General features: G+C 59.7%; 24 protein-coding genes. 11 read left to right on the top strand and 13 right to left on the bottom strand.

The annotated features are described in order from the left end of the window. Positions 1-38 precede the first annotated feature (38 nt). The 5 genes from ASC96_RS25795 to ASC96_RS25775 form a co-directional block, all read right to left on the bottom strand. Complete coding sequence (locus tag ASC96_RS25795; RefSeq protein WP_060505902.1) at positions 39-911, bottom strand: ABC transporter permease; 873 nt, start codon at positions 909-911, stop codon at positions 39-41. Next, positions 908-1,792, bottom strand: coding sequence for an ABC transporter permease (locus tag ASC96_RS25790; protein ID WP_060505901.1), 885 nt, complete (start codon positions 1,790-1,792; stop codon positions 908-910). The genes ASC96_RS25795 and ASC96_RS25790 overlap by 4 nt, the downstream gene beginning before the upstream one ends. A 2-nt stretch (positions 1,793-1,794) precedes the next feature. Then, positions 1,795-2,130: a hypothetical protein gene (locus ASC96_RS25785; RefSeq protein ID WP_060505900.1), complete on the bottom strand. Its 336-nt coding sequence runs from the start codon at positions 2,128-2,130 to the stop codon at positions 1,795-1,797. After that, positions 2,127-2,603 (bottom strand): DUF559 domain-containing protein, encoded by a 477-nt coding sequence (locus tag ASC96_RS25780; protein ID WP_244482318.1) that lies wholly within the window; start codon positions 2,601-2,603, stop codon positions 2,127-2,129. Before ASC96_RS25780 ends, ASC96_RS25785 begins: the two co-directional genes overlap by 4 nt. 163 nt (positions 2,604-2,766) lie before the next feature. After that, positions 2,767-3,558, bottom strand: coding sequence for an ABC transporter ATP-binding protein (locus tag ASC96_RS25775; protein ID WP_060505899.1), 792 nt, complete (start codon positions 3,556-3,558; stop codon positions 2,767-2,769). 142 nt (positions 3,559-3,700) lie between these two features. On the opposite strand from ASC96_RS25775, the gene ASC96_RS25770 reads away from it, so the two are divergent. Then, positions 3,701-4,114 (top strand): cupin domain-containing protein, encoded by a 414-nt coding sequence (locus ASC96_RS25770; protein WP_060506080.1) that lies wholly within the window; start codon positions 3,701-3,703, stop codon positions 4,112-4,114. 126 nt (positions 4,115-4,240) lie between these two features. Here ASC96_RS25770 and hydA read toward each other — a convergent pair whose 3' ends face one another. The 3 genes from hydA to ASC96_RS25755 form a co-directional block, all read right to left on the bottom strand. Next, positions 4,241-5,695: a dihydropyrimidinase gene (gene hydA / locus ASC96_RS25765; protein ID WP_060505898.1), complete on the bottom strand. Its 1,455-nt coding sequence runs from the start codon at positions 5,693-5,695 to the stop codon at positions 4,241-4,243. Further along, the gene (locus ASC96_RS33030; protein ID WP_060505897.1) at positions 5,692-6,138 is read right to left on the bottom strand and encodes an endonuclease domain-containing protein; all 447 of its coding nucleotides are present in this window, start codon (positions 6,136-6,138) and stop codon (positions 5,692-5,694) included. Before ASC96_RS33030 ends, hydA begins: the two co-directional genes overlap by 4 nt. Before the next feature lie 202 nt (positions 6,139-6,340). Beyond that, positions 6,341-7,594, bottom strand: coding sequence for a Zn-dependent hydrolase (locus tag ASC96_RS25755; protein ID WP_060505896.1), 1,254 nt, complete (start codon positions 7,592-7,594; stop codon positions 6,341-6,343). A gap of 290 nt (positions 7,595-7,884) precedes the next feature. Between ASC96_RS25755 and ASC96_RS25750 the strand changes: the two genes are divergently transcribed. After that, positions 7,885-8,535 (top strand): TetR family transcriptional regulator C-terminal domain-containing protein, encoded by a 651-nt coding sequence (locus tag ASC96_RS25750; protein ID WP_060505895.1) that lies wholly within the window; start codon positions 7,885-7,887, stop codon positions 8,533-8,535. Between the two features lie 7 nt (positions 8,536-8,542). On the opposite strand, the gene ASC96_RS25745 is transcribed toward ASC96_RS25750, so the two are convergent. The 4 genes from ASC96_RS25745 to ASC96_RS25730 form a co-directional block, all read right to left on the bottom strand. After that, entirely contained in the window at positions 8,543-9,979 is a 1,437-nt protein-coding gene (locus tag ASC96_RS25745; RefSeq protein ID WP_060505894.1) for a GGDEF domain-containing protein, read from the bottom strand. Between the two features lie 173 nt (positions 9,980-10,152). Next, positions 10,153-11,823 (bottom strand): adenylate/guanylate cyclase domain-containing protein, encoded by a 1,671-nt coding sequence (locus ASC96_RS25740; protein ID WP_060505893.1) that lies wholly within the window; start codon positions 11,821-11,823, stop codon positions 10,153-10,155. Between the two features lie 226 nt (positions 11,824-12,049). Beyond that, entirely contained in the window at positions 12,050-13,363 is a 1,314-nt protein-coding gene (preA, locus tag ASC96_RS25735) for an NAD-dependent dihydropyrimidine dehydrogenase subunit PreA (protein ID WP_037099036.1), read from the bottom strand. 15 nt (positions 13,364-13,378) lie between these two features. Beyond that, positions 13,379-14,740: an NAD(P)-dependent oxidoreductase gene (locus ASC96_RS25730; RefSeq protein WP_037099033.1), complete on the bottom strand. Its 1,362-nt coding sequence runs from the start codon at positions 14,738-14,740 to the stop codon at positions 13,379-13,381. A 203-nt stretch (positions 14,741-14,943) separates the two neighbouring features. Between ASC96_RS25730 and ASC96_RS25725 the strand changes: the two genes are divergently transcribed. From ASC96_RS25725 to ASC96_RS25685, 9 genes are all read left to right on the top strand, one after another. Beyond that, a complete protein-coding gene (locus tag ASC96_RS25725; RefSeq protein WP_060505892.1) occupies positions 14,944-15,900 on the top strand; it encodes a sugar-binding transcriptional regulator in 957 nt (318 codons plus the stop codon). 153 nt (positions 15,901-16,053) lie between these two features. Continuing rightward, the gene (locus ASC96_RS25720) at positions 16,054-17,364 is read left to right on the top strand and encodes a sugar ABC transporter substrate-binding protein (RefSeq protein ID WP_037099029.1); all 1,311 of its coding nucleotides are present in this window, start codon (positions 16,054-16,056) and stop codon (positions 17,362-17,364) included. 190 nt (positions 17,365-17,554) lie between these two features. Next, positions 17,555-18,427 carry a sugar ABC transporter permease gene (locus tag ASC96_RS25715; protein WP_060505891.1) on the top strand — a complete coding sequence of 291 codons (873 nt, stop codon included), beginning with the start codon at positions 17,555-17,557 and terminating at the stop codon, positions 18,425-18,427. 13 nt (positions 18,428-18,440) lie between these two features. Then, positions 18,441-19,265 (top strand): carbohydrate ABC transporter permease, encoded by an 825-nt coding sequence (locus ASC96_RS25710; RefSeq protein ID WP_037099024.1) that lies wholly within the window; start codon positions 18,441-18,443, stop codon positions 19,263-19,265. A gap of 27 nt (positions 19,266-19,292) precedes the next feature. Continuing rightward, on the top strand, positions 19,293-20,294 hold the full coding sequence (locus ASC96_RS25705) for an ABC transporter ATP-binding protein (RefSeq protein WP_060505890.1): 1,002 nt from the start codon (positions 19,293-19,295) through the stop codon (positions 20,292-20,294). Continuing rightward, positions 20,291-21,064: an L-iditol 2-dehydrogenase gene (locus tag ASC96_RS25700; protein WP_060505889.1), complete on the top strand. Its 774-nt coding sequence runs from the start codon at positions 20,291-20,293 to the stop codon at positions 21,062-21,064. Before ASC96_RS25705 ends, ASC96_RS25700 begins: the two co-directional genes overlap by 4 nt. Positions 21,065-21,090: 26 nt before the next feature. Next, positions 21,091-22,575, top strand: coding sequence for a mannitol dehydrogenase family protein (locus tag ASC96_RS25695; RefSeq protein WP_060506079.1), 1,485 nt, complete (start codon positions 21,091-21,093; stop codon positions 22,573-22,575). An 81-nt stretch (positions 22,576-22,656) separates the two neighbouring features. Further along, positions 22,657-23,352 carry an HAD family hydrolase gene (locus tag ASC96_RS25690; protein WP_060505888.1) on the top strand — a complete coding sequence of 232 codons (696 nt, stop codon included), beginning with the start codon at positions 22,657-22,659 and terminating at the stop codon, positions 23,350-23,352. Beyond that, the gene (locus tag ASC96_RS25685) at positions 23,352-24,932 is read left to right on the top strand and encodes an FGGY-family carbohydrate kinase (protein WP_060505887.1); all 1,581 of its coding nucleotides are present in this window, start codon (positions 23,352-23,354) and stop codon (positions 24,930-24,932) included. Before ASC96_RS25690 ends, ASC96_RS25685 begins: the two co-directional genes overlap by 1 nt. 253 nt (positions 24,933-25,185) lie before the next feature. Here ASC96_RS25685 and ASC96_RS25680 read toward each other — a convergent pair whose 3' ends face one another. Beyond that, entirely contained in the window at positions 25,186-26,199 is a 1,014-nt protein-coding gene (locus ASC96_RS25680) for a sensor histidine kinase (RefSeq protein WP_244482316.1), read from the bottom strand. Positions 26,200-26,223 lie beyond the last annotated feature (24 nt).

Genomic DNA, 26,223 nt, shown 5'->3' with positions numbered 1-26,223 from the left:
CTTTTTTGTTGTACCCGCCCACCACGGGCAGGTATTTTTTAAGCCGTCCGCGCATTCCGCACGGACGGATGCCAGAACGTGACAGCCCGCTCGATGAGCGCGACTATCCCGTAAAAGGCGGAGCCAGCCACCGCCGCAACGGCGATTTCGGCCCAAACCATATCGACATTCATGCGTCCCACCTCGGTGGAAATCCTAAACCCCATGCCGACGATCGGCGTGCCGAAGAATTCCGCGACGATCGCGCCGATCAGCGCCAGAGTGGAGTTGATCTTGAGTGCGTTGAAAATGAAAGGCCATGCCGCTGGAAGACGCAATTTAACAAGGGTTTGAAACCAGCTGGCGGCATAGGTGTGCATCAGGTCGCGCTCCATCGAACTTGCCGCAGCAAGGCCTGAAACCGTGTTTACCAGCATCGGGAAGAACGTCATGATGACGACGACCGCCACCTTCGATTGCCAGTCGAAGCCGAACCACATGACCATGATCGGTGCGACGCCGATGACGGGCAGGGCGGAGACAAAATTGCCGAGCGGCAGAAGGCCCTTCTGCAGGAAAGGCGAACGGTCGATGGCAATCGCAACGAGGAAGCCGAGCCCGCAGCCAAGCGCATAGCCGGTGATGACGGCTTTTAGGAACGTCTGCTGGAAATCGGCCCAAAGTGTCGGCACCGAGTTGATCAGCCGCGTCCAGATCATCGACGGTGGCGGTAGCAGCACCGAGGGAACATTGAGCCCGCGCACCAGTCCTTCCCAGAGAACCAGAATGCTGACGCCGAACAGCAGGGGAACTGCCAGACGAACAACGCTGTTTGCTGACGGGATGCGGAATTTCCTGCGCACCAGCCATTCATTGGTTGCCCAGGCCGCAAGCCAGAAGACGATGGCGCCGAACAGAAGACTATAGTTCATGGTTTCATCCCCATGCGCTTGAGGACGGCGGTGTGGGCAAGCCCGACAATGATCACCAGGGTTGCGGCGAGCGCTGCCGCCATGAACAGAGCCGACCAGATCTGCACCGTCTGGCCATAATAGGAACCGGCGAGCAGGCGGGCGCCGAGACCGGACACGGCACCGGTCGGCAATTCGCCGACGATGGCACCAACCAGCGAAATGGCGATGGCGACTTTCAACGAGGCGAAGAGATAGGGCATGGACGACGGCCAGCGCAGCTTCCAGAAGGTCTGCGACGGGCTGGCATAATAGGTGTGCATCAGGTCAAGCTGGATCTGTTCAGGCGCGCGCAGCCCCTTCACCATGCCGACGACGATCGGGAAGAAGCTCAGATAGGTGGAGATCAGCGCCTTGGGCAAAAGCCCGGATATGCCGACGGCATTGAGGACGACAATGATCATCGGCGCGATGGCGAGGATCGGAATGGTCTGGCTGGCAATGACCCAGGGCATCAGTGAGCGATCCATCGCCCGGTTATGGACGATGCCAACCGCCAGCAGGATACCGAGCACGGTGCCGATGCCAAACCCGAGCAGTGTGGCGGAGAGTGTGATCCAAGCATGGTAAACGAGGCTTCGCTTGGAGGTGACCGGCATTAAAACCGTCGTGTTCCAGATTTCGGCGATCACCTGATGCGGGGCAGGCAGAACCGGCCGTTGCTGGAACATGGTTTTCGGCAGGATTTCGGAAAAGGTAATCTCCGTTCCCGCCCGCGCAGCCGTGTCGCGCTCGAATGGCGCGTTGAGGAAGACTGCGGAAACATACCAGATAATCAGGACGGCAAGCAGGATGACGCCCACCGGCATGATGCTGTCTTTGAAAAGGTTCGGCTTTTCCATGTTCAAGCCTTTCCTCCCGTGGGCAGCAACATCAACCCCATGGAGACGACACCCAGCGCCACTCCGGCCAGTTGTGGCAAGGTCATGCGCTCACCGAAGACGGCAAAGGCGATGAAATTGACCAAGAGGAGTTGGGCAATAGCCGATGCCGAAATGGCAAGCCCGAGCCCACCCTCACGCATCAGCCGCACCATCATCAGATTGCCGAGGCAATAGAGCCCGAGCGAGAACAGGAGGATAAGGATGTTATTGGTGGAAACATAATAACGCGATGCCGTGGCGCCGCCAAGAAAGATCGCCATGGAAGCGGCGAGCCAGAGAATGAAGGAGAGGTTCATTGGTTTGGCTCGGCCTCCAGAAAATTCGAAATGGCTTGTTCTATTGTTAAGAAAACATAGTCCGGGCCGTCGATTACCTGAGCGTTGTCAAAACGGAGGACGCTAAAGCCCTGGGCTTGAAGAAACCGATCGCGTTGGTTGTCGTGTCTCCGTCCATCTGTCGTTTCATGGCTATCGCCATCGACTTCAATCACAATGCGCGCCGACAACCAGGCAAAATCAGCGACATAAGGACCAATCGGAGTTTCACGGCGGAACCGTGCGCCGCGTGAACGGAAGTCGCGCAGCATATTCCACATTCTGGCTTCGGCTTTGGTCAGTTCGGTGCGTAGTTTCTTGGCCCTCGTTCTGGTTTTTGGGTCGATATTTGAGTGCGGCAAGAAAGACCCCTCCCGGTTCGCTGCGCTCACCACCCTCCCCACAAGGGGGAGGGAGAAAACCGCGGCGCCTGCATCGCCAAACTGAAAATGCATCGCCTGCGGCGATCCCTCAAAACTCGAGTTAGAATTTCTGCGCATCGTACGTGCAGCAATTTTGTCTTGTTGGAAGTCTGAAAAAGCGAAAGGCCGACCGGTCGAGCCCCTCCCCCTTGTGGGGAGGGGTTGGGGAGGGGCCTTCGCCGCAATCTCGGACGCCCTACTCATCATAACTATGCCCCGCTCTCAGACCCTCGCGCACGCGATGGGCGATCGCGAGGAATTCCGGGGTTTCGCGGATGCCCAAGGGGCGTTCGCGTGGCAGGGTGGATTCGATGATGTCGGTGACGCGGCCGGGACGGGGGCTCATGACGACGATCTTGGTGGAGAGATAGACGGCTTCCGGGATCGAGTGGGTCACGAAGCAGATCGTCTTGTTGGTGCGGTCCCAGAGTTTCAAGAGCTGCTCGTTCAGGTGATCGCGGACGATTTCATCGAGTGCGCCGAACGGTTCATCCATCAGGAGAAGATCGGCATCGAAGGCGAGCGCGCGGGCGATCGAGGCGCGCTGCTGCATGCCGCCCGAAAGCTGCCACGGAAATTTCTTGCCAAAGCCCGTCAGGTTGACCAGTTCGAGGGTACGCTCGATCCGCGCCTTCTGGTCCGCGGCGCTGTAGCCCATGATTTCGAGCGGCAGAGCGATGTTCTTTTCGATGGTGCGCCACGGGTAGAGGGCGGCGGCCTGGAAGACATAGCCGTAGGAGCGGTTTTTGCGGGCGTTTTCCGGTGTCGTGCCATTGACGGTGATCGCGCCGGATGTCGGCTTTTCCAGATCGGCGATGACGCGCAGGAAGGTGGTCTTGCCGCAACCGGAGGGGCCGATGAAGGAGACGAAATCGCCCTTGTTGACGTCGAGATTGACGCCTGTCAGCGCGTTGACCGGGCCGTCGTTGGTCTCGAAGGTGAGGCCGAGATCGCGCGCCGAAACGACGGATGTTGCTGTGCCTGTCATTGTATCCGGTGCGCTCCGCCCTGAATGCCATTGGCTGGAAGATTGGTGTGACGTCATTCGGTTTTCTGCCTCCGATAGTCGTACTTCATATTTTTTGAATGGGGTATGCTGCCTGCGGCGTTCCTGCGGAGGAGATATGAAAATGTTGCAATCATCGAAACCCACCTGCCGGATCGTCCGTCCCGGCCAGACCTATGATGGTAAGCAGGGGTTCAGTTACTTCGAGGGGATTTCGGCAGAGGCTGTCGGATCGGCGGGCATCTGTATGCACCTTCTGACCATTCCGCCGGGTGGCCGGGCCAAGGCCCACAAACACGAAACCCATGAAACGGCGATCTACATGCTGTCTGGCGAAGCCCATACGTGGTTTGGCGAAAGGCTGGAGAACCATGTGATCGTGCGCGCGGGCGAGATGTTTTATATCCCGGCTGGCGTGCCGCATCTGCCGGCCAATCTGTCGGATCAGGCCGCTTCGGCCGTCATTGCGCGCACAGACCCGAACGAGCAGGAAAGCGTCGTCCTGTTGCCTGAACTGGAGGCCCTCGTGCCGTTGTAATTGTTGTCTTGCGTGAACGGGCTGGTATCGCCGCTGGCCCGCCGGCCGGCGACAGAGCGATCTGGAGGATGGGGGCCTGCTCACGTGCATTTTTTCAAAGCCCCCTCGTGTACGCCGCCCTCACCATCATACCCCGCTGGCCGGAATGCCGGTGCGCTGGACTTTGCGCGGTGCGGTGATCTCCTTCCAGGTAGAGAGCGCCTTGTTGACGGCGGTGAAAGGTTCGCGCTTGACGAATTTGCCTTGGCCTTCGCGTGTCTTGACCGTCGATTCCTCGATGGCAACCACGCCGCCGGTCAGCGTGTAGCGCGGCAGGCCGGTCACCTGCTTGCCCTCGAAGACGTTATAGTCGATCGCCGATTGCTGGCTTGAGGCCGAGATGGTCTTCGAGCGTTTCGGATCCCAGACAACGAGATCGGCATCGGCACCGACGAGGATCGCACCTTTTTTCGGGTACATGTTGAGGATCTTGGCGATGTTGGTCGAGGTCACAGCCACAAACTCGTTCATGGTGATGCGGCCGGTGGCGACGCCGTTTGTCCAGAGCATCGGCATACGGTCTTCAAGCCCGCCGGTGCCATTGGGGATCTTGGTGAAGTCACCGACGCCGAAACGTTTTTGTTCGGTCGTAAAGGCGCAGTGGTCGGTCGCGACCACCTGCAGGGAACCGGCGGAGAGGCCTGCCCAGAGGCTGTCCTGATGCTGCTTGTTGCGGAACGGCGGCGACATGACGCGGCGGGCGGCATGATCCCAGTCGGGATTTGCATATTCGCTCTCGTCCAATGTCAGATGCTGGATCAGCGGCTCGCCGTAGACGCGCATGCCGTTTTGGCGGGCGCGGCGGATGGCCTCGTGCGCCTGTTCGCAGGAGGTGTGCACCACATAAAGCGGTGCCCCCGCCATGTCGGCGATGATGATGGCGCGGTTGGTCGCCTCGCCTTCGACGGCGGCGGGGCGGGAATAGGCGTGGGCTTCCGGGCCATTGTTACCGTCTGCCAGCAACTTTGCCTGCATCTGCGCAACGATATCGCCGTTTTCGGCATGCACCATCGGCAGCGCACCGAGCTCAGCGCAACGCTGGAACGAGTGGAACATCTCGTCGTCATCCACCATCAGTGCGCCCTTGTAGGCCATGAAGTGCTTGAACGAGTTGATGCCCTTGTCCTGAACGATGGTCTGCATCTCGTTGAAGACCTGCTCGCTCCACCAGGTGATCGCCATGTGGAAGGAGAAGTCGCAATTGGCCCGCGAGGTCTTGTTGTCCCACATGGTGAGCGCTTCGAGCAGCGACTGGCCGGGCGCGGGCAGGGCGAAATCGACGACCATGGTCGTGCCGCCGGACAGGGCCGCGCGCGTCCCGCTTTCGAAATCGTCGGAGGAATAGGTTCCCATGAACGGCATTTCGAGATGGGTATGCGGATCGATACCGCCGGGCATGACATAACAGCCGGTCGCATCCAGCGTCTTGTCGCCCGAGAGATTCGGCCCGATCTCGATGATCCTGCCACCGTCGATCTTGACGTCGGCCTTATAGGTGAGGTCGGCGGTGACGATGGTGCCGTTCTTGATGACTGTGGTCATGATCTTGTTACCTCTTTGGTGTTCGCGAAGACGCCTGCGGGCGAGAAGCGGGCCGCATCGCAGCGTGCGGAAATCTCGCCGGACAGGACTGCGAGTATGGTGTCGAGAACCGCGCGCCGTTCCCGAAGAATTTCGTCGTTCCAAAACCGCAGAACTGAATAGCCGTTCTGGTTCAGCCAGCGTGTTCGAACAATATCGGAAAGCGAACCTGAATGTTGCGCGCCATCAAGTTCGATCACGAGGCTTTTTTCGCGACAGACGAAGTCAGCAACATAAGGTCCAAGCGGCACTTGCCGTGTGAACTTGTACCCGTTGAGTAGGCGATTGCGCAGTTCACTCCAGAGTTTGTATTCGGCCTCTGTCTCTTCCTGCCGCAGGTGGCGAGCCTTGGCTGTTGCTCCGCTGCGGTGCTTGGTAATGTCGTTGTTCTTTTGGGCATTCATCGGAAGGCCCCCTCATCCGACCCTTCGGGCCACCTTCTCCCCGCTGGGGAGAAGAGGGAGTGCGTGGAGGCCCCGCGCATTACGGATAGTTCTGAAAGCGCAGAGGTAAAGGGCGATATTGTTAGCACGGCAAACACCCTCTTCTCCTCAGCGGGGAGAAGGTGGCTCGAAGGGCCGGATGAGGGGGCCACGGCCACGGTCTTCACCCCACGATCCCCGCAGTCTCCACCACCGCGTGGAACAGCACGTCGCAGCCGGCGGAAGCCCATTCCTTGGAGATCTCCTCGGCCTCGTTGTGGCTCAACCCGCCGACACAGGGGCACATGACCATGGTGGCGGGGGCGACTTTGGCGGCCCAGCAGGCGTCGTGGCCGGCGCCGGAGATCAGGTTCATGTGGCTATAGCCAAGTTTCTCGGCGGCGGTGCGTACGGCGGTCACCAGCGCCGGATCGAAGGTCACCGGCTCGAAATGGCCGATGGCCTCGATGGAACAACCAACGCCGAGCGCTTCCGTGATCTTCGGTGCTTCGGCCTCGATCTTCGCCCGCATGCGGTCGAGCTTGGCCTTGTCGGGCGAGCGGATGTCGACGGTGAACACAACCTTGCCCGGCAGCACGTTGCGCGAATTCGGCGAGAAGAACACCTGGCCAACGCCGCCAACGGCACCCGGCTGGTTTTCCATCGCGACCCCCTGGACCATTTCAACGATCCGCGCCATCGCCAGCCCGGCATTGACGCGCAGGTTCATCGGCGTCGAGCCGGTATGCGCTTCGCGGCCCGTCAAGGTGAATTCCAGCCACCACAGGCCCTGACAGTGCGTCACCACACCGATAGTCTTTTCTTCTGCCTCGAGGATCGGGCCTTGCTCGATGTGATATTCGAAATAGGCGTGCATTTTTCGCGCGCCAACCTCTTCCTCGCCTTGCCATCCAATCCGTTTCAATTCGTCGCCGTAGGACTTGCCGTCGGGATCCTTGCGGCCATAGGCGTAATCCAGCTCATGGATACCGGCAAAGACGCCGGAAGCGAGCATGGCGGGCGCGAAGCGCGCGCCTTCCTCGTTTGCCCAATTGGTGACGACGATCGGATGCTTCGTCTTGATGCCGAGATCGTTCATGGTACGCACGACCTCCAATGCGCCCAAAACGCCGAGCACGCCGTCATATTTGCCGCCGGTTGGCTGGGTATCGAGATGGCTGCCGACATAAACGGGAAGGGCGTCGGCATCGGTACCGGGGCGGGTGGCAAACATCGTGCCCATCTTGTCGACGCCCATGGTCATGCCGGCGTCTTCGCACCATCTTTGAAACAGGTGACGGCCTTCGCCATCTTCGTCGGTCAATGTCTGGCGATTGTTGCCACCGGCAATGCCGGGGCCGATCTTGGACATGTCCATCAGGGAATCCCACAGACGGTCGGCGTTGACGCGCATGTTCTCGCCCGGTGCATGAGCCATGACGGTTCTCCTCATTCTTTTTAAGGGAGGCAGATTTGGCTGCGCATCCCATCGTTCCCGTGGTCAAATCGGGGCATCTGGTTTTTTCGATTGCCCTGCGATCAGCCGTTGCGTTTGAGTTTGAACTGACTGATAATTTGACCGGTTGGTAAAACATTACAACTTCCGTTGCCGCACTCAAGACGAAAAACAGAAAAAACGTCAGTGCCGTCCGAATTTTTGGACCACGCGGTTTTCGGAGGTTTTCAAGCCGTACGCCGGCGGCGATTGGTGAGAAGACTGGGGGAAAGATGGTACTTCCGAGGGCAGCCCGAACGCAACGGCGAACCCGCATCCAGGAGGAGAAGGAAGAACTGATTCTCGAGGCGGCGCTCGACGTCTTTGCCACCCACGGTTTTCGCGGCAGCACCATCGACCAGATCGCTGAAGTGGCGGGCATGTCCAAACCCAACCTGCTCTATTATTTCCGCACCAAGGAAGCAATGCACCGGGCGCTGATCGACCGGGTGCTCGACAACTGGCTCGACCCGTTGCGCGAGTTCGATGCGGAGGGGAGTCCGGTTACGGAAATCCGGAGTTACATCCGCCGCAAGCTGGAGATGGCGCGGGATTTCCCGCGCGAAAGCCGGTTGTTCGCCAACGAGATCCTGCAAGGTGCCCCCCATATCGAGGACGAGTTGAAGGGCCCCTTGAAATCGCTTGTCGACGAGAAGGCCGAGGTGATCCGCAGTTGGGCCAAGTCCGGCAAGATCGCCAAATGCGATCCTTATCACCTGATCTTCGCCATCTGGTCGACCACGCAGCATTATGCGGATTTCGACGTTCAGGTGCGCGGAGTGCTCGGCGAGGAGCACTCCGGCGAAGGGCGTTTCGAAGATGCTGCGCGGTTCCTCGAGCAGCTCTTCGTCAGTGGGCTGGAAATCCGCAACGGTGGCGCCTGATCCGGAATTAGCAGTCGTCGCTGACGATCCGGTTGCGGCCTTCCGCTTTTGCGCGGTACAGCGCCATGTCGGCTCGGGTCAGCATTTCCTCGAACGACAATTTTGAAGTGCTGCTGCAAACGGCCAGGCCGCCACTCACCGTGATCGACAGCGTTGTTCCATCGCCGGCATCGATTTCCAGGCGCTCGACGGCTTGCCGGATGCGTTCCGCCACCATTCTTGCGGCGGCTGCCGAGGCCCTTGGCAGCACCACGCAGAACTCTTCGCCTCCGGTCCGCCCGAAGAGGTCGTCTTTCCGCAGCGTTGAAGTGACGGCGGATGAAAAGGCAATTAGCGCATTGTCGCCGACCGCATGCCCGTGCTGATCATTGACCGATTTGAAGTGATCGATGTCGAGAACGAGAACGGCCGAGCCATCGACGTTGCCGCCCTGCGAAATGGCGTTTTCGCTGCGTGCCATGAAGGTGCCGCGGGCGAGCGTGCGGGTCAAGAAATCATGGTCGACAGAATCCTGAAGGCGCTGCAGCAGCCCGTTTCGGGTCGTCGTAATGCTTGCCACCGAAAGCGGGGCCATCGCAATCATGCCAAGGCCCAGCCGGATGGATTGCATCCACAAAAGAGGATCCACGGCCTCTGGTGCACTCGTGCTGAAGGTCATCATACCCCAGATGCTGAAGACCATAGTCAGCAGGGTCATCGGAAACAGCGAGAAACTGGTGGCGCACCAAAGCAGGGCCGGAACTGGAAACGCGAAAGCTCCGGGGCCGCCGATGAAACTGCTGGCGAGCATCGACAGCAAAAGGGCCGCCAAGGGAAGAGCATGGCGTCTCTCTGACAGCGCCGTTCGGCTGGAGGCTGCCAGCTTGGCAGGCCATTCGCGGAACGACGGCGCGATGAGTATCACGGGCAAAATGACGATGAAATTCACAAGCTCTGTAACCAGCCAGAACCAGAATCCGGAAAAATAGGTTTGCCCAAGCGAAAATCCTGCAGCAAAGCCGCCGACAAGCCCGCTGGCGAGGGCCGCAACGCTGCAGATCGCGAACATGATGATGACGGACTGAGGCTCGCGAAGGCGCTGGTGACCACGGCCGGCGAGACGATAGAGCAGACTGCCGGCAAAGACACCGGTAACGTTGGCGCCGGTAAGCCAAAGGGTCTTGGTCAGGGTGCCGCCGGTTATCATGTCGGCGGCAATGTAACCGGCAATGGCTCCCGCCCAGCCAAACGCGGTAGCAAAACCGGGGCGCCGGACCATCACGCCCAACAGGACGGCGTTTGCGGGCCACAACAGGGCAAGCAGGCCCATCGGACGCGTCAGAATACCGAGGAGAGCCGCGACGAAGACGATACCGGCCAGAATAATTGCATCCCGGGCGGTTCCAGTCAGAGTGCCCTGTGACGATTTCCAGTTCTGGGCGATCAGTGGAGGCATGGCAGCCATATATACGTTGGCATAGTATCGTCGCTCTTGTGCGTATTTGTTGTACGCAACGTCAGTTTAATCAAACAGTACCATTAAATTCTAGGGGTATTCTGCACTCCTGTCGTCACCCGCGATTGGATTGCAGGCATGCACGCAGTGCATGCAATAGTAACTCCCCGCGCTATCCTGCGTCAGGCCGGCGGGCTGGCTTGGTGCTTTTCCGCGTCCATCATCGCCTCGATGTCGGCTGCGTTCTGGATGATCAAGGTTTCAAGCGTGCCCCTGCGGCCCCGGATGGAAATGTTGTAGCTTTCCCGGTCACTGACGTTCAGCCCGGCATATCGGACCAGGTCGGCGGAAACGGCAAGCTGGGCATCATATTCCTTGGCAAAGCCTTCCAGGCGGCTTGCCGCATTGATCGTGTCGCCGACAGCGGTCAGCGACGAGGCCTTGCCATAGCCGATCTGGCCGATAATCGCCGGGCCTGCATGCATCCCCATGGCGATGCGCAACGGCTTGTCCAGTTCGCTCATGAAATTGCGGTTGAGGACATCGATTCCCTTGGCGATGCGTGCGGTCGCGGTCAGCGCCTGTGCGCAGGCCTCCTCGATGCTGTTGTTCAATCCGAAAAGTGCCAGCGCGCCGTCGCCGATGAACTTGTCGATCACGCCGCCCGACTCTTCTACCGCTTCCCCGATAGTCTCGAAATAGCGGTTGAGCAGGAAGACCGTATCGAAGGGCAGCTGCTTTTGGGCAAGCAGCGTGAAATCGCGCAGATCGCAAAACAAGACGGCGATATGGCGTTCACGGCCGGCTGCCTGTTGCTCGGTCGGTTGAGCCTTGAGGCCGATATTGTCGCCCCCAAGAATGGGCGAAATGGACAGATTGTGGCTCGGCCGCAGCTGGCAGGCGAGGCGCACATTGTCGGGCGCGCGGATACGAGTCAGCGTTGCCCGTTCGGCGTCGCCGGCCGGTGGCTGGCGTTCCAGACCTTCGGTTACGCGCACCCGGCAGGTCGAACAGCGGCCGCGGCCGCCGCAGATCGACAGATGCGGGATACCGGCGGCGCGGCTTGCCTCCAGTACGCTGAAGCCTTTTGCCACCGAAATGACCCGGTCGGGATAGGTAACACGGATTTTTCCCCGTACCGGAATGGCGCGCAGGATCAAGGTTCCACCGATCATCGCGAGCAGGCCTGCAACGATGGATGTCCTGATTTGTCCGAGCATTTCGGGTGGGGTGCGGTGAGGCATAAACCAGGTTGTCGATGGTAGGCCCACCTCCAGCGACCGGGCGCTGACGGCAAAGCCCAGGAGAGCCAGCAGTGGAACGAGGATGGCGAAGGAATAGAAAAACAGGAAATAGCGTGGATACCAGCTGCGGCCTCGCATCCAGAACCAGGCACCCAGGCACCCATGCGCCCAGGCGAGAATCAAAGCCAGCGATTGCCGTGTCGCGTTGTAAGAACTCGACCAGAGCGCGGGTAACACTTGATAATAGCCGTCGCCGTAGCCCGTAAGCATCCACTCGACCCGGGTGCTCACTACATGGCTGACGATGAGGAAAGGGAAGGTAAGGCCGAAGATGATTTTCAGCGCCTCGCGCATTGGCATGCGTAAAGTCTGGCGGCGATAGAGGCTTTCAAGCGCAAGCACGAAATGGACGAGCAGGGATCCGTAGAGCAGCACCGTGCCCGGCCAACTGCGCCAAATCATGTTGAAAATCCGGCGCGCGTCTTCCATGGTGTCGATGGAAATAAGGCCGAGGGCGTGGTTGGAGAAATGCGTCAGCAGGAAAAAGCCCAGGCAGGCGCCCGTCAGCAGATGCAGCCTTTTGCGGGTTCGTGAGGAAGCGATCTTCAAGCAGGCATCCGGTGTTGGCGGCCAGGCCGCATCTCGTCATATCCTCTTATTGACGAGTTCGCGGTGAGGGGCAACGCACGTTTTTGTGGACGCAGCGTCGCAATTTCGTGTCCAATCCGGTGCCTGGCGGCACTGCCGTAAAATCCCGCCGTATTTGTCAGGGTTGAACGGCGATCAGCCGCCTCGCATTTCCAGCGAGGCGGCTGATACGTCATGCCCAGAAGGTTTATTCGGCGGCCTGACGGGCCATCGGGTTGTTCGGATGGGTGGTCCAGTTGGCGTAGTTCGGATCGACGGTCTTGCCAGTCCGTTCGTCCAGCACGCCCGGCTCAAGGCCGACCATGGTGATGCAGTCCTGCACGGGACAGACGTTGACGCAGAGATTGCAGCCGACGCATTCGTCTTCCATCACCTCGAAATGTCTCTTGCCATCGACATACTGGGTGATCGCCTGGTGCGAGGTGTCCTCGCAGGCGATGTGGCAGCGGCCGCATTTGATGCAGGCATCCTGGTCGATCCGGGCTTTGGCGATGTAGTTGAGGTTGAGATACTGCCAGTCGGAGACGTTCGGCACGGCCCGGCCGCAGATGTCATCGAGGGTGCGATGGCCCTTGGTATCCATCCAGGCGGAGAGGCCGGTGATCATTTCCTCAACGATCTTGAAACCGTAGGTCATCGCCGCAGTGCAGACCTGCACGTTACCGGCGCCGAGAACGAGGAATTCGGCCGCGTCCCGCCATGTGGTGATGCCGCCGATGCCGGAAATCGGCAGGCCGTAGGTTTCCGGATCACGGGCGATCTCGGCCACCATGTTGAGTGCGATCGGCTTGACCGCCGGGCCGCAATAGCCGCCATGGCTGCCCTTGCCGTCAATCGACGGTTCCGGTGAGAACGTGTCGAGATTGACCGAGGTGATCGAGTTGATCGTATTGATCAGCGACACGGCATCGGTGCCGCCGGATTTTGCCGCACGCGCCGGCTTGCGGACGTCGGTGATGTTCGGCGTCAGCTTTGTGATGACCGGCATGCGGGTGTACTGCTTGCACCAGCGCACCACCATCTCGATATATTCCGGCACCTGTCCGACCGCAGCGCCCATGCCGCGTTCCGACATGCCGTGCGGACAGCCGAAATTGAGTTCGATACCGTCAGCGCCTGTCTCTTCCACCAGCGGCAGGATCGATTTCCAGGCATTTTCCTCGCAGGGCACCATGATCGATGCGATCAGGGCGCGATCCGGCCAGTTCATCTTCACCTGCTTCATTTCGCGCAGGTTGGTGTAGAGGTCGCGGTCGGTGATAAGTTCGATATTGTTCAATCCAAGCAGGCGGCGGTCGGCGCCCCAGATCGCGCCGTAGCGCGGGCCGTTGACGTTGACGACCGGTGGGCCTTCTTCACCGAGCGTCTTCCAGACCACGCCGCCCCAGCCCGCCTTGAAGGCGCGCTCGACATTGTAGGCCTTGTCGGTCGGCGGTGCCGACGCCAGCCAGAAGGGGTTCGGAGACTTGATGCCGACGAAATTGTTGCGCAGATCAGCCATTGTTCATTCTCCCCTTCACGCGACGGCAACGGCCGGCTGCGAAGCAGCGGCGAGCACGTGGTTGATCGATTCGGCGGCGTCGCGGCCTTGTGCCACGGCGGAAACCGTCAGGTCTTCGCCGCCAAGAACGCAGTCGCCACCCGCCCAGACGCGGTCGAGCGATGTGCGGCCTTCAGCATCGACGACGATGCGGCCGGACTGCAGGGTGATGATGCCGAGGCCGTCAGCCTCGAAGGTCTGGCCGATGGCTTTGAGAACATGATCGGCTGTGAGGACGCCGGTTTCACCGGTGGTCGTCAGGCGGCCGTCGGTGATGCTCGTATAATCGAGTTCGATGCCGGCAACCTTGCCGTCGCGGGCAATGATCCGCTTGGGCTGCAGCCAGTGGCGGATTGTGACACCCTTGGCGGCGGCGAGATCCTGCTCGAATTCGGAAGCGTTCATGTGCTCCTTGCCGCGGCGATAACAGATGGTCACTTCCTCAGCACCGAGCAACTTGGCCTGTACGGCCGCATCGACGGCCGTCATGCCGCCGCCGAGCACGACGACACGGCGGCCGATGGCGATGTCGGCCTTGGTTGCTGATTGCCGCAGCGCTGCGATGAAATCGACGGCATCCTCGACGCCTTCTGCGGTTTCACCTTCCGCCCTGAGCGCATTGACGCCGGCAAGGCCGAGGCCGAGGAAGACGGCATCATGCTTGGAGAGCAGGTCGCTCAGCGAAAAATCGCGCCCGAGCATCTGGTTGTTGCGGATTTCGATGCCGCCAATGGCAAGCACATAGTCGACCTCGGCCTGGGCGAAATCATCGACCGCCTTGTAGGTGGCGATACCGTATTCGTTGAGGCCGCCGGCTTTTTCGCGGGCATCGTAGATGACGACGTCATGACCCTTGACGGCCAGACGGTGGGCGCAGGCAAGGCCAGCCGGACCGGCACCGATCACGGCAATGGATTTACCCGTCGGTTCGGCGCGCTGGTAGAATTGGCGGTTTTCGCGCATGGCAATATCGGTGGCATAACGCTGCAGTCGGCCGATCTCGACCGGCCGGTGCTCGGCCTCGTTGCGCACGCAGGCCTGCTCGCAGAGCGTTTCGGTGGGACAGACCCGGGCGCACATGCCGCCGAGAATGTTCTGGTCGAAGATGGTGTTTGCCGACCCGATCGGGTTTCCAGTCGATATCTGCCGGATGAACAGCGGGATATCGATGGAGGTGGGACAGGCCGTCATGCACGGCGCATCGTAGCAGAAATAACAGCGGTCGGAGGCGACCAGTGCTTCATGCTCATCCAGCGGTGGGTGCAGATCGGAAAAATTTCTCTCGTATTCGACGGGAGACAGGCGCCCGCTCAGTATTCCAGTTTCAGTCGTTCCCATTGTTTGCTCCCAAATGTCGTGCCTCAGGATGTCGAAACGGTAACACGCTTTATTTTTTTATCAAACGGTAAAATTTTAAAATGAAAATAGCAGGAATCCCAGCGCCGTAGGGGTTTGAAAGGGTCTGTCAGGGAAGGTGCCAAGGTCTGTGTTTGACAGACGCCGGGAAAAAATGTCAGCACATCGCACAGGGAGTACGGACAATGGCGCGTAGACCGGACGGCAATAACAGGCTCGATGACGCCGCGCGTGCGGGCTGGCTCTATTACGTTGCCGGGCGCACACAGGACGAAATCGCGGCCACGATGGGTATCTCGCGCCAGTCGGCGCAGCGGCTCGTTTCGCTGGCCATGGCCGAACGCCTGATCAAGGTCCGCCTTGATCATCCGATCGCTGCCTGCCTCGAGCTCGGGCTTCGCCTCAAGGAGAAATTCGATCTGCGGCAAGTGGATATCGTGCCGAGTGATCCCGGTTCTTCATCGACGACGGTCGGCATTGCCGAGGCGGGGGCGGCCGAGATCGAGCGCTGGCTGAAATCGGCCGATCCGATCATTCTGGCAATCGGCACGGGCCGAACGTTGAAGGCGGCGATTGATCAGTTGCCGGCGATGGAATGTCCGCAGCATCGCATCGTGTCCTTGACCGGCAATATCGGCCTCGATGGATCGGCTGCCTATTACAACGTCATCTTCTCGATGGCGGATGCGGTGAAGGCGCGGCATTTTCCGATGCCGCTGCCGGTTCTGGTCTCTTCACCGGAGGAGCGTGCGCTGTTGCACAATCAGGCGCTGGTCAAATCGGCATTGCAGCTGGGCTCGGAAGCCAATGTCGCCTTTGTCGGCGTCGGCGAACTCGGCCAGCAGGCGCCTCTGTGCGAGGACGGTTTTCTTGCGCCGGACGAAATGGCGCGGCTGATGGAAGAAGAAGGGGCCGCAGGCGAGATCTGTGGCTGGATGTTTGACCGCGACGGACAGCTCTTGCCTGGCAGCATCAACAAGCGCGTCGCCAGCGTGCCGTTGCCGTCGCGCGATTCGGCGACCGTCATCGGTATTGCCAAGGGGCAACGGAAGTACGTGGCGCTCAGGGCGGCACTCCGGGGGCGCGTGATCAACGGTTTGATTACGGACGAGTCGACTGCTGAGTTTTTGCTCGCCAACTGAGCGAATAAACAGAAATTTTCCTGAACAAAATCAAGTGAGCCATCGGACGTTTCTGCACTGCAGCAACGAATGCCGATTGACATTTTTCGTAGTTGTGTGAGTAATTGCCCACGAGCAAGGCAAATGCTCACAACTCTTCTGGGAGGAAGATATATGAACTTGAAAACTTTCCTGCTGGGCACATGCTCGGCAATCGTCATCGCGGGTTTCGCCCAGGCTGAAACCCTCACCATTGCCACGGTGAACAATGGCGACATGGTCCGCATGCAGACGCTGACGGACGATTTCACCAAGGCCAATCCGGACATTCAGCTGGAATGGGTCACGCTCGAAGAAAACGTGCTGCGCGAGCGCGTCACCACCGATATCGCCACCAAGGGCGGCCAGTACGACGTGCTGACGATCGGCACCTATGAAGTCCCGATCTGGGCCAAGCAGGGCTGGCTTCTGCCGCTCGACAATCTCGGCGCCGATTACGATGTCGATGACTTGCTTCCGGCCATCCGTTCGGGCCTGACCGCGGACGGCAAGCTCTATGCGGCACCGTTCTATGGCGAAAGCTCGATGGTCATGTACCGCAAGGACCTGATGGAAAAGGCGGGGCTCACCATGCCTGATGCTCCGACCTGGGAGTTCATCGGCGATGCTGCCCGCAAGATGACCGACCGTGCTGCCGGCATCAATGGCATCTGCCTTCGCGGCAAGGCTGGCTGGGGTGAGAACATGGCGTTCCTGACGGCGACGTCCAACGCTTTTGGCGCACGCTGGTTCGATGAAAACTGGAAGCCGCAGTTCGATCAGCCGGAGTGGAAGAACACGCTCGACATGTATGTCAAGCTGATGAACGATGCCGGCCCGCAAGGCGCTTCGTCCAACGGCTTCAACGAAAACCTGGCGTTGTTCCAGCAGGGCAAGTGCGGCATGTGGATCGATGCCACGGTGGCTGCTTCGTTCGTGACCAACCCGAAGGACTCGACCGTTGCCGACAAGGTCGGTTTCGCTCTTGCTCCCGATACGGGTCTTGGCAAGCGCGGCAACTGGCTGTGGGCCTGGAACCTGGCCATCCCGGCAGGCACTCAGAAGGCGGAAGCGGCCGAGAAGTTCGTGTCCTGGGCAACCAGCAAGCACTATCTCGACATCGTTGCCGCCAAGGAAGGCTGGGCCAACGTTCCTCCGGGCACGCGCACCTCGCTTTACAACAACCCCGAGTACCAGAAGGCGGCTCCATTCGCCAAGATGACGCTCGACAGCATCAACGCTGCCGACCCGAAGAACCCATCCGTGAAGCCCGTGCCTTACGTTGGTGTTCAGTTTGTCGCCATCCCGGAATTCCAGGGGCTTGGCACGACGGTTGGGCAGCTCTTCTCGGCGGCTCTGGCCGGCCAGATGACGGTTGATGATGCGCTGGCGCAGGCTCAGCAGGTAACCACCCGCGAAATGACACGCGGCGGCTACATCAAGTAGGTTCCTTCCCAAGGACAGGCGGCCCGGACTACCATCCGGGTTGCCAACTTAAACCTGGCGTTATTCGCTGCGAGGCCTGTTGTCGCCGCGCATGACGCCAGGCTTTTCTTAAAAGACGACCAAGGCGGCCGGATTGCTGCCCTCCCGGCGGGGCGGGTGTCCGTACCGGCATCAGAGGGAGGGTGTTGAAATGGCAACGCAGAACACGCGTGCGCTTGCGCGCTGGATGATGGCCCCGTCCGTTGGGCTTCTGCTGATCTGGATGATCGTGCCTTTGGCGATGACGCTGTGGTTCTCGTTCCAGAATTACAACCTGCTCAACCCCGGCAATGTCAGTTTCGCTGGCCTGTTCAACTACCAGTATTTTTATACGGATCCGGCTTTTTTCCAGTCCATCTGGAACACGCTGCTTATCGTGTGCGGCGTGCTTTTTATCACGGTCATCGGCGGCATCGCCATCGCCCTGATGCTCGATCAGCCGATGTGGGGGCAGGGGCTTGTCCGCATCCTGGTGATCTCGCCGTTCTTCGTCATGCCGCCGGTTGCGGCACTGGTCTGGAAGAACATGATCATGCACCCGCAATATGGGGTGTTTGCCGATATCAGCCGGTTCTTCGGGCTGCAGCCGGTCGATTGGTTCGGGCAGTATCCGCTGTTTTCGATCATCATCATCGTCGCCTGGCAATGGCTGCCGTTTGCAACGCTGATCCTGCTCACCGCGCTGCAATCGCTGGATGGCGAACAGAAGGAAGCCGCGGAAATGGATGGTGCCGGTTTCGTCAACCGCTTCATCTACCTGACGGTGCCGCATCTCGCCCGCTCGATCACGGTTGTCATCCTGATCCAGACGATCTTCCTTCTGGGCGTCTATGCCGAAATCCTCGTCACCACCAATGGCGGCCCGGGCTACGCGTCAACCAACCTACCGTTCCTGATCTACCGCACGGCCCTTCTTGGCTACGATGTCGGCGGCGCTTCGGCAGGCGGCATCATCGCCGTCATCCTCGCCAATATCGTCGCCTTCTTCCTGATGCGCGCCGTTGGCAAGAACCTCGACAAGTAAGGGAGGCAAGACCATGGCCCGTGCCGTTTCGACCAGAAGAACCGTCGTCTTCACCATCGCCGCCTGGATCATCGCGCTGGTGATCTTCTTCCCGATCCTTTACACGATCATCACCTCGTTCAAATCCGAAACGGAGGCGATTCAAGGCTTTAACCTCATTCCTTCGGGCACGGTGGAAAGCTATCAGGCCGTTCAGGCGCAGAGCAACTACTTCAAGTTCTTCCTGAACTCGGTGATCATCTCGGTGGGCTCGACGCTGATCGCGCTGTTGATCTCTGTGCCGGCCGCCTGGTCGATGGCGTTTTCGCCGACCAATCGGACCAAGGACATCCTGATGTGGATGCTCTCCACCAAGATGATGCCGGCGGCAGCCGTCATGGTGCCGATCTACCTTCTGTTCCGCGACTTCGGCCTGCTCGACAGCCGCTTCGGCCTGACGATCATGCTGACGATGATCAACCTGCCGATCGTCGTCTGGATGCTCTACACATACTTTCGCGAAATTCCGGGCGAAATCCTCGAAGCCTCGCGGATGGACGGGGCGTCGCTGTGGGGCGAGATCTGGTACGTGCTGACGCCGATGGCGGTGCCGGGCATTGCCTCGACCATGCTGCTCAACATCATCCTCGCCTGGAACGAAGCGTTCTGGACGATCCGGCTGACCACCACGAATGCAGCCCCATTGACCGCCTTCATCGCCTCCTTCTCCTCACCGCAGGGCCTGTTCTGGGCAAAGCTGTCGGCGGCATCGACGCTGGCGATCGCGCCGATCCTGATCATGGGCTGGTTCAGCCAGAAACAACTTGTCCGCGGCCTGACTTTTGGCGCCGTGAAGTAACGCACAGAAAAGACTTGGGAGGCACGCATGGGCAATATCACTCTGAAAAAGGTCAACAAGAGCTTTGGCGCGACGCAGGTCATTCCAGGCATCGACCTGACGATCAACGAGGGCGAGTTCGTCGTCTTCGTCGGTCCCTCGGGCTGCGGGAAATCAACGCTGCTGCGGCTGATCGCTGGCCTTGAAGATACCACGTCCGGAACGATCGAGATCGATGGGCGTGATGTGACGGGGGCCGCACCGGCCAAGCGGGGGCTTGCCATGGTGTTCCAGTCCTACGCACTCTATCCGCACATGACGGTGCGCAACAATATCGCCTTTCCCTTGAAGATGGCGAAGATGGATCAAGGGGCGATCGACAAGAAGGTGACGGAGGCGGCCCGAGTCCTCAATCTCACCAACTATCTCGACCGGCGCCCCGGCCAGCTGTCCGGCGGCCAGCGCCAGCGCGTCGCCATCGGCCGGGCCATCGTGCGCGAGCCCTCGGCCTTCCTGTTCGACGAACCGCTGTCCAATCTCGATGCCGCCCTGCGTGGCACGATGCGGCTGGAGATCAGCGAGCTTCATCATCAGTTGAAGACGACGATGATCTACGTCACCCATGATCAGGTCGAAGCCATGACCATGGCCGACAAGATCGTCGTGTTGAGCGCCGGCAATATCGAGCAGGTCGGTTCGCCGCTTGACCTCTATCACCGGCCCGACAACATCTTCGTTGCCGGCTTCATCGGTTCGCCACGCATGAACTTTGCCACGGGCGAGTTCGCCAAGCCGCACGACGCCCATACGATCGGCGTTCGTCCGGAACATCTCAAGCTCTCGACCGAGACCGGAACATGGCGCGGCACCGTCGGTGTCGCCGAACATCTCGGATCCGATACGTTCCTGCACATCCACGTCGATGGCATCGGCCTCGTCACGGCCCGCGTCGGCGGCGACTTCGCCGTCAAACACGGCGACAAGGTCTTCCTCACGCCAGAAGACGGCCGGGTGCACAAATTCAACGACAAGGGACTGGCAATTCGATGACACGGCTTTTGGGAAAAAACGCGCTGATCACGGGATCGGCGCGTGGTATCGGACGCGCGTTCGCGGAGGCTTATATCCGCGAGGGGGCTACCGTTGCGATTGCCGATATCAATCTTGAACGGGCCAAAGTGACGGCCGGCGAGCTTGGACCTTCGGCCTATGCGGTTGAGATGGACGTGACCAGCCAGGCGTCAATCGATGCAGCGATTGCGGCAGTGGTCGCAAAGGCCGGTGGTATCGACATTCTGGTCAACAACGCGGCCCTGTTCGATCTCGCACCGATCGTCGAGATTACGCGGGACAGTTACGACAGGCTGTTTACGATCAATGTCTCCGGCACGCTGTTCACCATGCAGGCCGCTGCAAAACAGATGGTTGCGCAGGGACGCGGCGGCAAGATCATCAACATGGCCAGCCAGGCGGGGCGCCGGGGTGAAGCTCTTGTGGCCGTTTATTGCGCCACCAAGGCCGCCGTCATCAGCCTCACCCAATCCGCAGGGCTCGATCTGATCAAGCATGGCATCAACGTCAATGCGATCGCGCCCGGTGTCGTCGATGGTGAACATTGGGATGGCGTCGATGCGATGTTCGCCAAATATGAAAACCGCCCATTGGGCGAGAAGAAGAGGCTTGTCGGCGCCGAGGTTCCTTTCGGACGCATGGGCACGGCTGAAGACCTGACGGGGATGGCGGTCTTTCTCGCCTCTGCAGACAGCAACTATGTCGTTTCGCAAACCTACAATGTCGACGGCGGCAACTGGATGAGCTGAGCTAAAGCTCGTCGAAAGGAATGAACATGACGACGAAACTCTCGCTCGCCAACCTGAATGCCATCAAGGCGACAGCCGCGACCCCGGCCTATGACCGATCCTCGTTGAAGGCTGGCATCGTCCACTTTGGTGTCGGCAATTTCCATCGCGCTCATCAGGCAATCTATCTCGACGACTTGTTCAACACCGGCAGCGATCATGACTGGGCGATTGTCGGGGCAGGGGTCTTGCCGTCCGACGAGGCGATGCGGGCAAAGCTCGAAGCGCAGGACTTTCTGACGACGGTGGTCGAGCAGGACAATGACAAGAGTTCGGCCCGCGTCACCGCGCCAATGATCGATTATCTGCGGCCGGGCAACGCGGCAGCGACCATTGCTGCTCTATCGGACCCGGCGATCCGCATCGTGTCGCTGACGATCACCGAAGGCGGCTATTTCATCGACCCGGCATCCGGCGTCTTCAACCCAAGCCATCCGGCTATCGTCGCCGACAGCCAGAACCTTGGCGATCCGAAGACCGTCTTCGGTCTGATCATTGCCGGGTTGAAGGCCCGCAAGGACAAGGGCATCGTGCCGTTCACGGTGATGTCCTGCGATAATATTCCGGGCAATGGTGAAGTGACGCATGCAGCGGTGTCAGGTCTTGCACGTCTGTCCGATCCGGCGCTCGCCGAGTGGATTGAGGTCAATGTTGCCTTCCCGAACGGCATGGTGGATCGTATCACACCGGCGACTGGTCCGCGTGAAGTCGGTATCGTCGCTGACGTCTACGGTATCGACGACAACTGGCCGGTATTTTGCGAAGAGTTCAAGCAATGGGTACTGGAGGATCATTTTCCGGCCGGACGTCCGGCGCTTGAAAAGGTCGGCGTCCAGTTTGTGCTGGATGTTGCGCCCTACGAGCATATGAAGATTCGTATCCTCAACGGCGGCCATGCGGCAATCGCCTATCCGGCAGCGCTGCTCGACATCCACTTCGTCCATGAAGCGATGGAAGACAGGACGGTTTGTGCATTCCTCGCCAAGCTGGAAGAAGACGAGATCATCCCGGTCATTCCGCCTGTGCCGAACACCGATCTCACTGCCTATTTCAAGAAGGTCGAGTCGCGGCTGTTCAATCCGAAAATTGCCGACACGATCCCGCGTCTGGCGCAGGACGGTTCCAACCGTCAGCCGAAATTCATCCTGCCGACGACGGCAGACCGGCTGCGGCGCGGCGAGGATGTCGTCGGCCTTGCCTTGGTCTCGGCGCTCTGGTGCCGGTACTTTGCAGGCACCACCGATAGCGGCAAGCCGATCACGTTCAACGATGCCAGTGCCGACCGGCTGCATGCGGCGGCGGTAAAAGCCAAGGACGATCCACAGGCCTTTCTTGCGCTTTCGGACATCTTCGGCGATGTTGCGCAATCAACGCTGTTCCAGAAGCGGTTCGCGCATGCGTTGCGGACGCTCTGGGACAAGGGCACGCGGGCAACGCTGCAGCTCTATCTCGACGGAAAACTTGGAGAATGACCTCATGACGCTTCAGCCCCCGGGTAACGTCGTGGCCGCATCCTGCGGCCACTCTGGCGGGCAAGCTGTGGTTTGACGGACATGATTACGCATCCGGCAAAACTGGTGATTTTCGATTGCGATGGGGTTCTGGTCGATAGCGAGCCCTTGTCGCTTGACGTGCTGGTTCGTGTCCTTCGCAATGCCGGCGTCGATATGGACGCCGAAGAGGCAACCGAGCGCTTTCTTGGTAAAAGCCTGAAGACCATGTCGGATATTCTGCATGAGGATTACGGTCTTGCAGTCGATGATCATTTTCTGGAGCAGATGCGGCTTGATCTCTACCAGCGGTTTCGTCAGGAACTGCAGCCGGTTGCCGGGATCGCCACGGCGCTTGATCAGCTTGATTTGCCGCGCTGTGTAGCCTCGTCGAGCCAAATGGAACGTATCCGGCTCTCGCTTACCATCACCGGGCTGATCGGCAAGCTCGAGCCCCATCTGTTCAGTTCCAGCATGGTCAAGCACGGTAAGCCGGCGCCGGATCTTTTTCTGCACGCCGCAGCAGAGATGGCGACCCCGCCAGAAAACTGTATCGTCGTTGAAGACAGCCCAGCCGGGATCGAGGCGGCCAAGGCTGCAGGCATGCGGGTTTTTGCCTTCGCCGGCGCTTCTCATGCAAAGTCCGAGCGGCATCTGGAAACATTGCGGCGGCTTTCGCCCGACGTGCTGTTTGACGACATGCGGGAATTGATCCATTTTGTCCGTAAAGAACAAAGGGATGGGAACGCAGGGCTTTGATGGCGGATTTGATCGTTGCTGTCGATGTCGGAACCGGCAGCGCTCGCGCTGGCATTTTCGATCGGCATGGCAAGCAATTGGCCCGCGCGGATTATCCGATCGCCATGAACCGGCCGGAAGAAAATCACGCCGAGCATGATTCAGAAAATATCTGGGCTGCCGTCTGCATCGCCGTGAAGACGGCTCGTGCAAAGTCCGGGGTGACCGCCGAATCGATCGCCGCAATCGGTTTCGATGCGACATGCTCGCTGGTCGTCCGGGACAAGGATGGTGCTCCGTTGTCGGTCAATCGCAAGGGCGAGCCCCGTTGGGACACGATAGTCTGGCTCGATCATCGGGCGCTCAAGCAGGCTGATTTCTGCACGGCCACCGAACATCCGGTGTTGAACCATTCCGGCCGCGTCATGTCTCCGGAAATGGAAATGCCGAAGCTGATGTGGCTGAAGCAGAACCTGCCGCAGCAATGGGAAAAGACGGGCTATTTCTTCGACCTCGCCGATTTCATGTCCTGGCGGGCAACCGGCAATGCCGCCCGGTCGCGTTGCACGCTGACGGCCAAGTGGAATTATCTTTCGCACAAGGACCACGGCTGGCAGGATGAGTTTCTCCAGGAGATCGGGCTCGAGGATTTGCGCGAGCGAGGCGGTTTGCCGGAAAAGACGCTGTCCGTCGGGCAATCGGTCGGACACTTGACGGCGGCCGCTGCGGCGGAACTGGGCCTGCACGAGGGCTGCGCCGTGGCGACGGGGCTGATCGACGCTTATGCCGGCGCGATCGGCGTGCTTGGCGGATTTGCTGGCGAGCCGGACAGGCTGGAACGGCAACTCGCTTTGATCGCCGGCACCTCCAGCTGCATCGTCGCCTTTTCCAAGGACATGAAGCCGGGTTTCGGCATGTGGGGGCCTTATTACGAGGCGGCGTTTCCAGACAGCTGGCTGATCGAGGGCGGGCAATCGGCAACCGGCGCGCTGCTTGATCACGTGGTGCGCAGCCATAGCGCCGGTGGCGAGCCGGACGCGGAGGTTCATGCGCGGATCGTGCTGCGTATTCAGGAATTGCGTGCAGCCTACGGGAGCGAATTTGCAGCGCGCCTGCACGTTCTGCCGGATTTTCACGGTAACCGCTCACCGCTTGCCGATCCGCATGCGCTCGGTGTCATCAGCGGCTTGACGCTCGACAGTTCGTTCGATGCGCTCTGCCGCCTGTATTGGCGGACCTGCGTCGCAATAGCGCTCGGCATTCGCCATATTCTCGAAATGATGAAGGAGGCGGGGTACGATCTCGATACCCTGCACATCACCGGCGGTCACGTCCGCAATGTGCTGCTGATGGAACTCTATTCCGATGTGACCGGTTGCACGGTCGTTGTTCCGGAAACCAATGATGCCGTGCTGCTTGGTACGGCCATGGTTGCGGCGGTTGCTGGCGGTGTTTATCCGGACCTGCGCGCTGCCGGACCGGCCATGTCTCCCGGTGGTCATGCGCAACACCCGAATGCGGATATGCGGGAAACCTACGATCGCGATTACCGCAAGTTCTTGAGCCTCTACAGGCACCGCGCCGAGCTGGAAACGCTGTAGGCAACGGAGTTTTCAGGCTTCAAAAAAAATCGCAACTGGACGGAACCTTTTCTTTGTGCGTCCGTTTCCATGATGTCTGGATAGAGGTTCACATCGCCCCCAATGGGAACCCCAATAATTATATCCAGCAATCAACTCACACGCCCCCTCGGTGAGTTGTCAATATCAGCCAGTGCCATCCCCCGGCGCTGGCTGTTTTTTTGACCTGTTTTCTGAGGTCAGGATTTGCCGCGGGCCGCTCAGCCTTGCGGTATCATGCTTCGGCGATAATTTCGTATTCCCGGGATGGAATGATCAGGCGGTATTCGATGCGATCGGGTGCCGTCAGGTACGTCGCCTTGCCACCGATCGCCACCGGCACGACACGCTCGAGCACCGTGCGCGCAAATGTATGTTCCTCTACTTCCTGCTGGACGACTGACAGCGGCACATGTTCGACCCAGGCCATCTCGATGGCCGCATTATCATCAAACAGGGTCTCGAAACAGTCGATCGTCAGGGAGTTCACGCCCGCAGAGATGGCACCGTAGGATGCCGAATTGACGATCAGTTCGTGCAGCGCAAGGCCAATGTGCAGCGTCGCATTTGGCGACAGATGGGCATTGATGCCGGTGATCGCGATCGGCACTTGGGAATCGGGCCAATAGGCGCTGACCTGGCGCTCGGTCAACGCAAACAGATAAGCCCCCCGCCAGCTGGAATCGGTGACGAGGTCCTGTGAATAGGATAGTGACTGGATACGCCCGCGAAACTTGGTCAGGAAATAGTCGAGTGATAGGGCCTGGCGTGCAGTCTGCGTGGCAATCCCTTGAATAATGGCGAGCAGGTTCTTGGAGCGATGGCTGAGTTCGCGCAGCAGTGTCTTCAGGATACGTTCGCGATGCCGAGTTTCCGAGATGTCGGTGATCACGGAGAGAATTCCAGTCATGTCTGAAGTCTCGACGCGTTCGATATCGAGCCGGTAGGTCAGCATTCCAGTGGGCGATGGGACGTCGATTTCGGTCGATGCGGGGATTTTGGTTCCGGCAACGCCGCGTTTCAGAGCGGTCAGGCGGGCGCCGTCGTCTGCGCCAAAAACGGTTTCATCTGCGTCGGGCGCGGTTGCCAGCAGCTGCAATTCTTCAGGCAGGTTTCCGGAAAGAACAGTATCGAAATTGTCCGACTGGTAGACATAACCCGAGCCTGATTTTTTTAAAACCAGCTCCATCAGGACCTTGCTAACGCTGGCGCCGGTCTTGATCGGGGCGGGATTGCCTGCAGTGACCACACGAAGCGCCTTCCATTCTCTGAT

Source organism: Rhizobium sp. Root1204, from assembly GCF_001424965.1.
Lineage (GTDB): Bacteria > Pseudomonadota > Alphaproteobacteria > Rhizobiales > Rhizobiaceae > Pararhizobium.
This window is presented reverse-complemented; position numbering and strand designations above follow the sequence as displayed.

What these genes read in the sequence shown, in the direction of transcription:
- ASC96_RS25780 (WP_244482318.1), bottom strand. Translation starts at nt 2,603, where the DNA reads ATGCATTTTCAGTTTGGCGATGCAGGCGCCGCGGTTTTCTCCCTCCCC.
- ASC96_RS25690 (WP_060505888.1), top strand. Translation starts at nt 22,657, where the DNA reads ATGATTACGCATCCGGCAAAACTGGTGATTTTCGATTGCGATGGGGTT.
- ASC96_RS25715 (WP_060505891.1), top strand. Translation starts at nt 17,555, where the DNA reads ATGGCAACGCAGAACACGCGTGCGCTTGCGCGCTGGATGATGGCCCCG.
- ASC96_RS25750 (WP_060505895.1), top strand. Translation starts at nt 7,885, where the DNA reads ATGGTACTTCCGAGGGCAGCCCGAACGCAACGGCGAACCCGCATCCAG.
- ASC96_RS25730 (WP_037099033.1), bottom strand. Translation starts at nt 14,740, where the DNA reads ATGGGAACGACTGAAACTGGAATACTGAGCGGGCGCCTGTCTCCCGTC.
- ASC96_RS25685 (WP_060505887.1), top strand. Translation starts at nt 23,352, where the DNA reads ATGGCGGATTTGATCGTTGCTGTCGATGTCGGAACCGGCAGCGCTCGC.
- ASC96_RS33030 (WP_060505897.1), bottom strand. Translation starts at nt 6,138, where the DNA reads ATGAATGCCCAAAAGAACAACGACATTACCAAGCACCGCAGCGGAGCA.
- ASC96_RS25705 (WP_060505890.1), top strand. Translation starts at nt 19,293, where the DNA reads ATGGGCAATATCACTCTGAAAAAGGTCAACAAGAGCTTTGGCGCGACG.
- hydA (WP_060505898.1), bottom strand. Translation starts at nt 5,695, where the DNA reads ATGACCACAGTCATCAAGAACGGCACCATCGTCACCGCCGACCTCACC.
- ASC96_RS25790 (WP_060505901.1), bottom strand. Translation starts at nt 1,792, where the DNA reads ATGGAAAAGCCGAACCTTTTCAAAGACAGCATCATGCCGGTGGGCGTC.
- ASC96_RS25720 (WP_037099029.1), top strand. Translation starts at nt 16,054, where the DNA reads ATGAACTTGAAAACTTTCCTGCTGGGCACATGCTCGGCAATCGTCATC.
- ASC96_RS25755 (WP_060505896.1), bottom strand. Translation starts at nt 7,594, where the DNA reads ATGGCTCATGCACCGGGCGAGAACATGCGCGTCAACGCCGACCGTCTG.
- ASC96_RS25700 (WP_060505889.1), top strand. Translation starts at nt 20,291, where the DNA reads ATGACACGGCTTTTGGGAAAAAACGCGCTGATCACGGGATCGGCGCGT.
- ASC96_RS25785 (WP_060505900.1), bottom strand. Translation starts at nt 2,130, where the DNA reads ATGAACCTCTCCTTCATTCTCTGGCTCGCCGCTTCCATGGCGATCTTT.
- preA (WP_037099036.1), bottom strand. Translation starts at nt 13,363, where the DNA reads ATGGCTGATCTGCGCAACAATTTCGTCGGCATCAAGTCTCCGAACCCC.
- ASC96_RS25795 (WP_060505902.1), bottom strand. Translation starts at nt 911, where the DNA reads ATGAACTATAGTCTTCTGTTCGGCGCCATCGTCTTCTGGCTTGCGGCC.
- ASC96_RS25775 (WP_060505899.1), bottom strand. Translation starts at nt 3,558, where the DNA reads ATGACAGGCACAGCAACATCCGTCGTTTCGGCGCGCGATCTCGGCCTC.
- ASC96_RS25710 (WP_037099024.1), top strand. Translation starts at nt 18,441, where the DNA reads ATGGCCCGTGCCGTTTCGACCAGAAGAACCGTCGTCTTCACCATCGCC.
- ASC96_RS25695 (WP_060506079.1), top strand. Translation starts at nt 21,091, where the DNA reads ATGACGACGAAACTCTCGCTCGCCAACCTGAATGCCATCAAGGCGACA.
- ASC96_RS25725 (WP_060505892.1), top strand. Translation starts at nt 14,944, where the DNA reads ATGGCGCGTAGACCGGACGGCAATAACAGGCTCGATGACGCCGCGCGT.
- ASC96_RS25770 (WP_060506080.1), top strand. Translation starts at nt 3,701, where the DNA reads ATGTTGCAATCATCGAAACCCACCTGCCGGATCGTCCGTCCCGGCCAG.
- ASC96_RS25745 (WP_060505894.1), bottom strand. Translation starts at nt 9,979, where the DNA reads ATGGCTGCCATGCCTCCACTGATCGCCCAGAACTGGAAATCGTCACAG.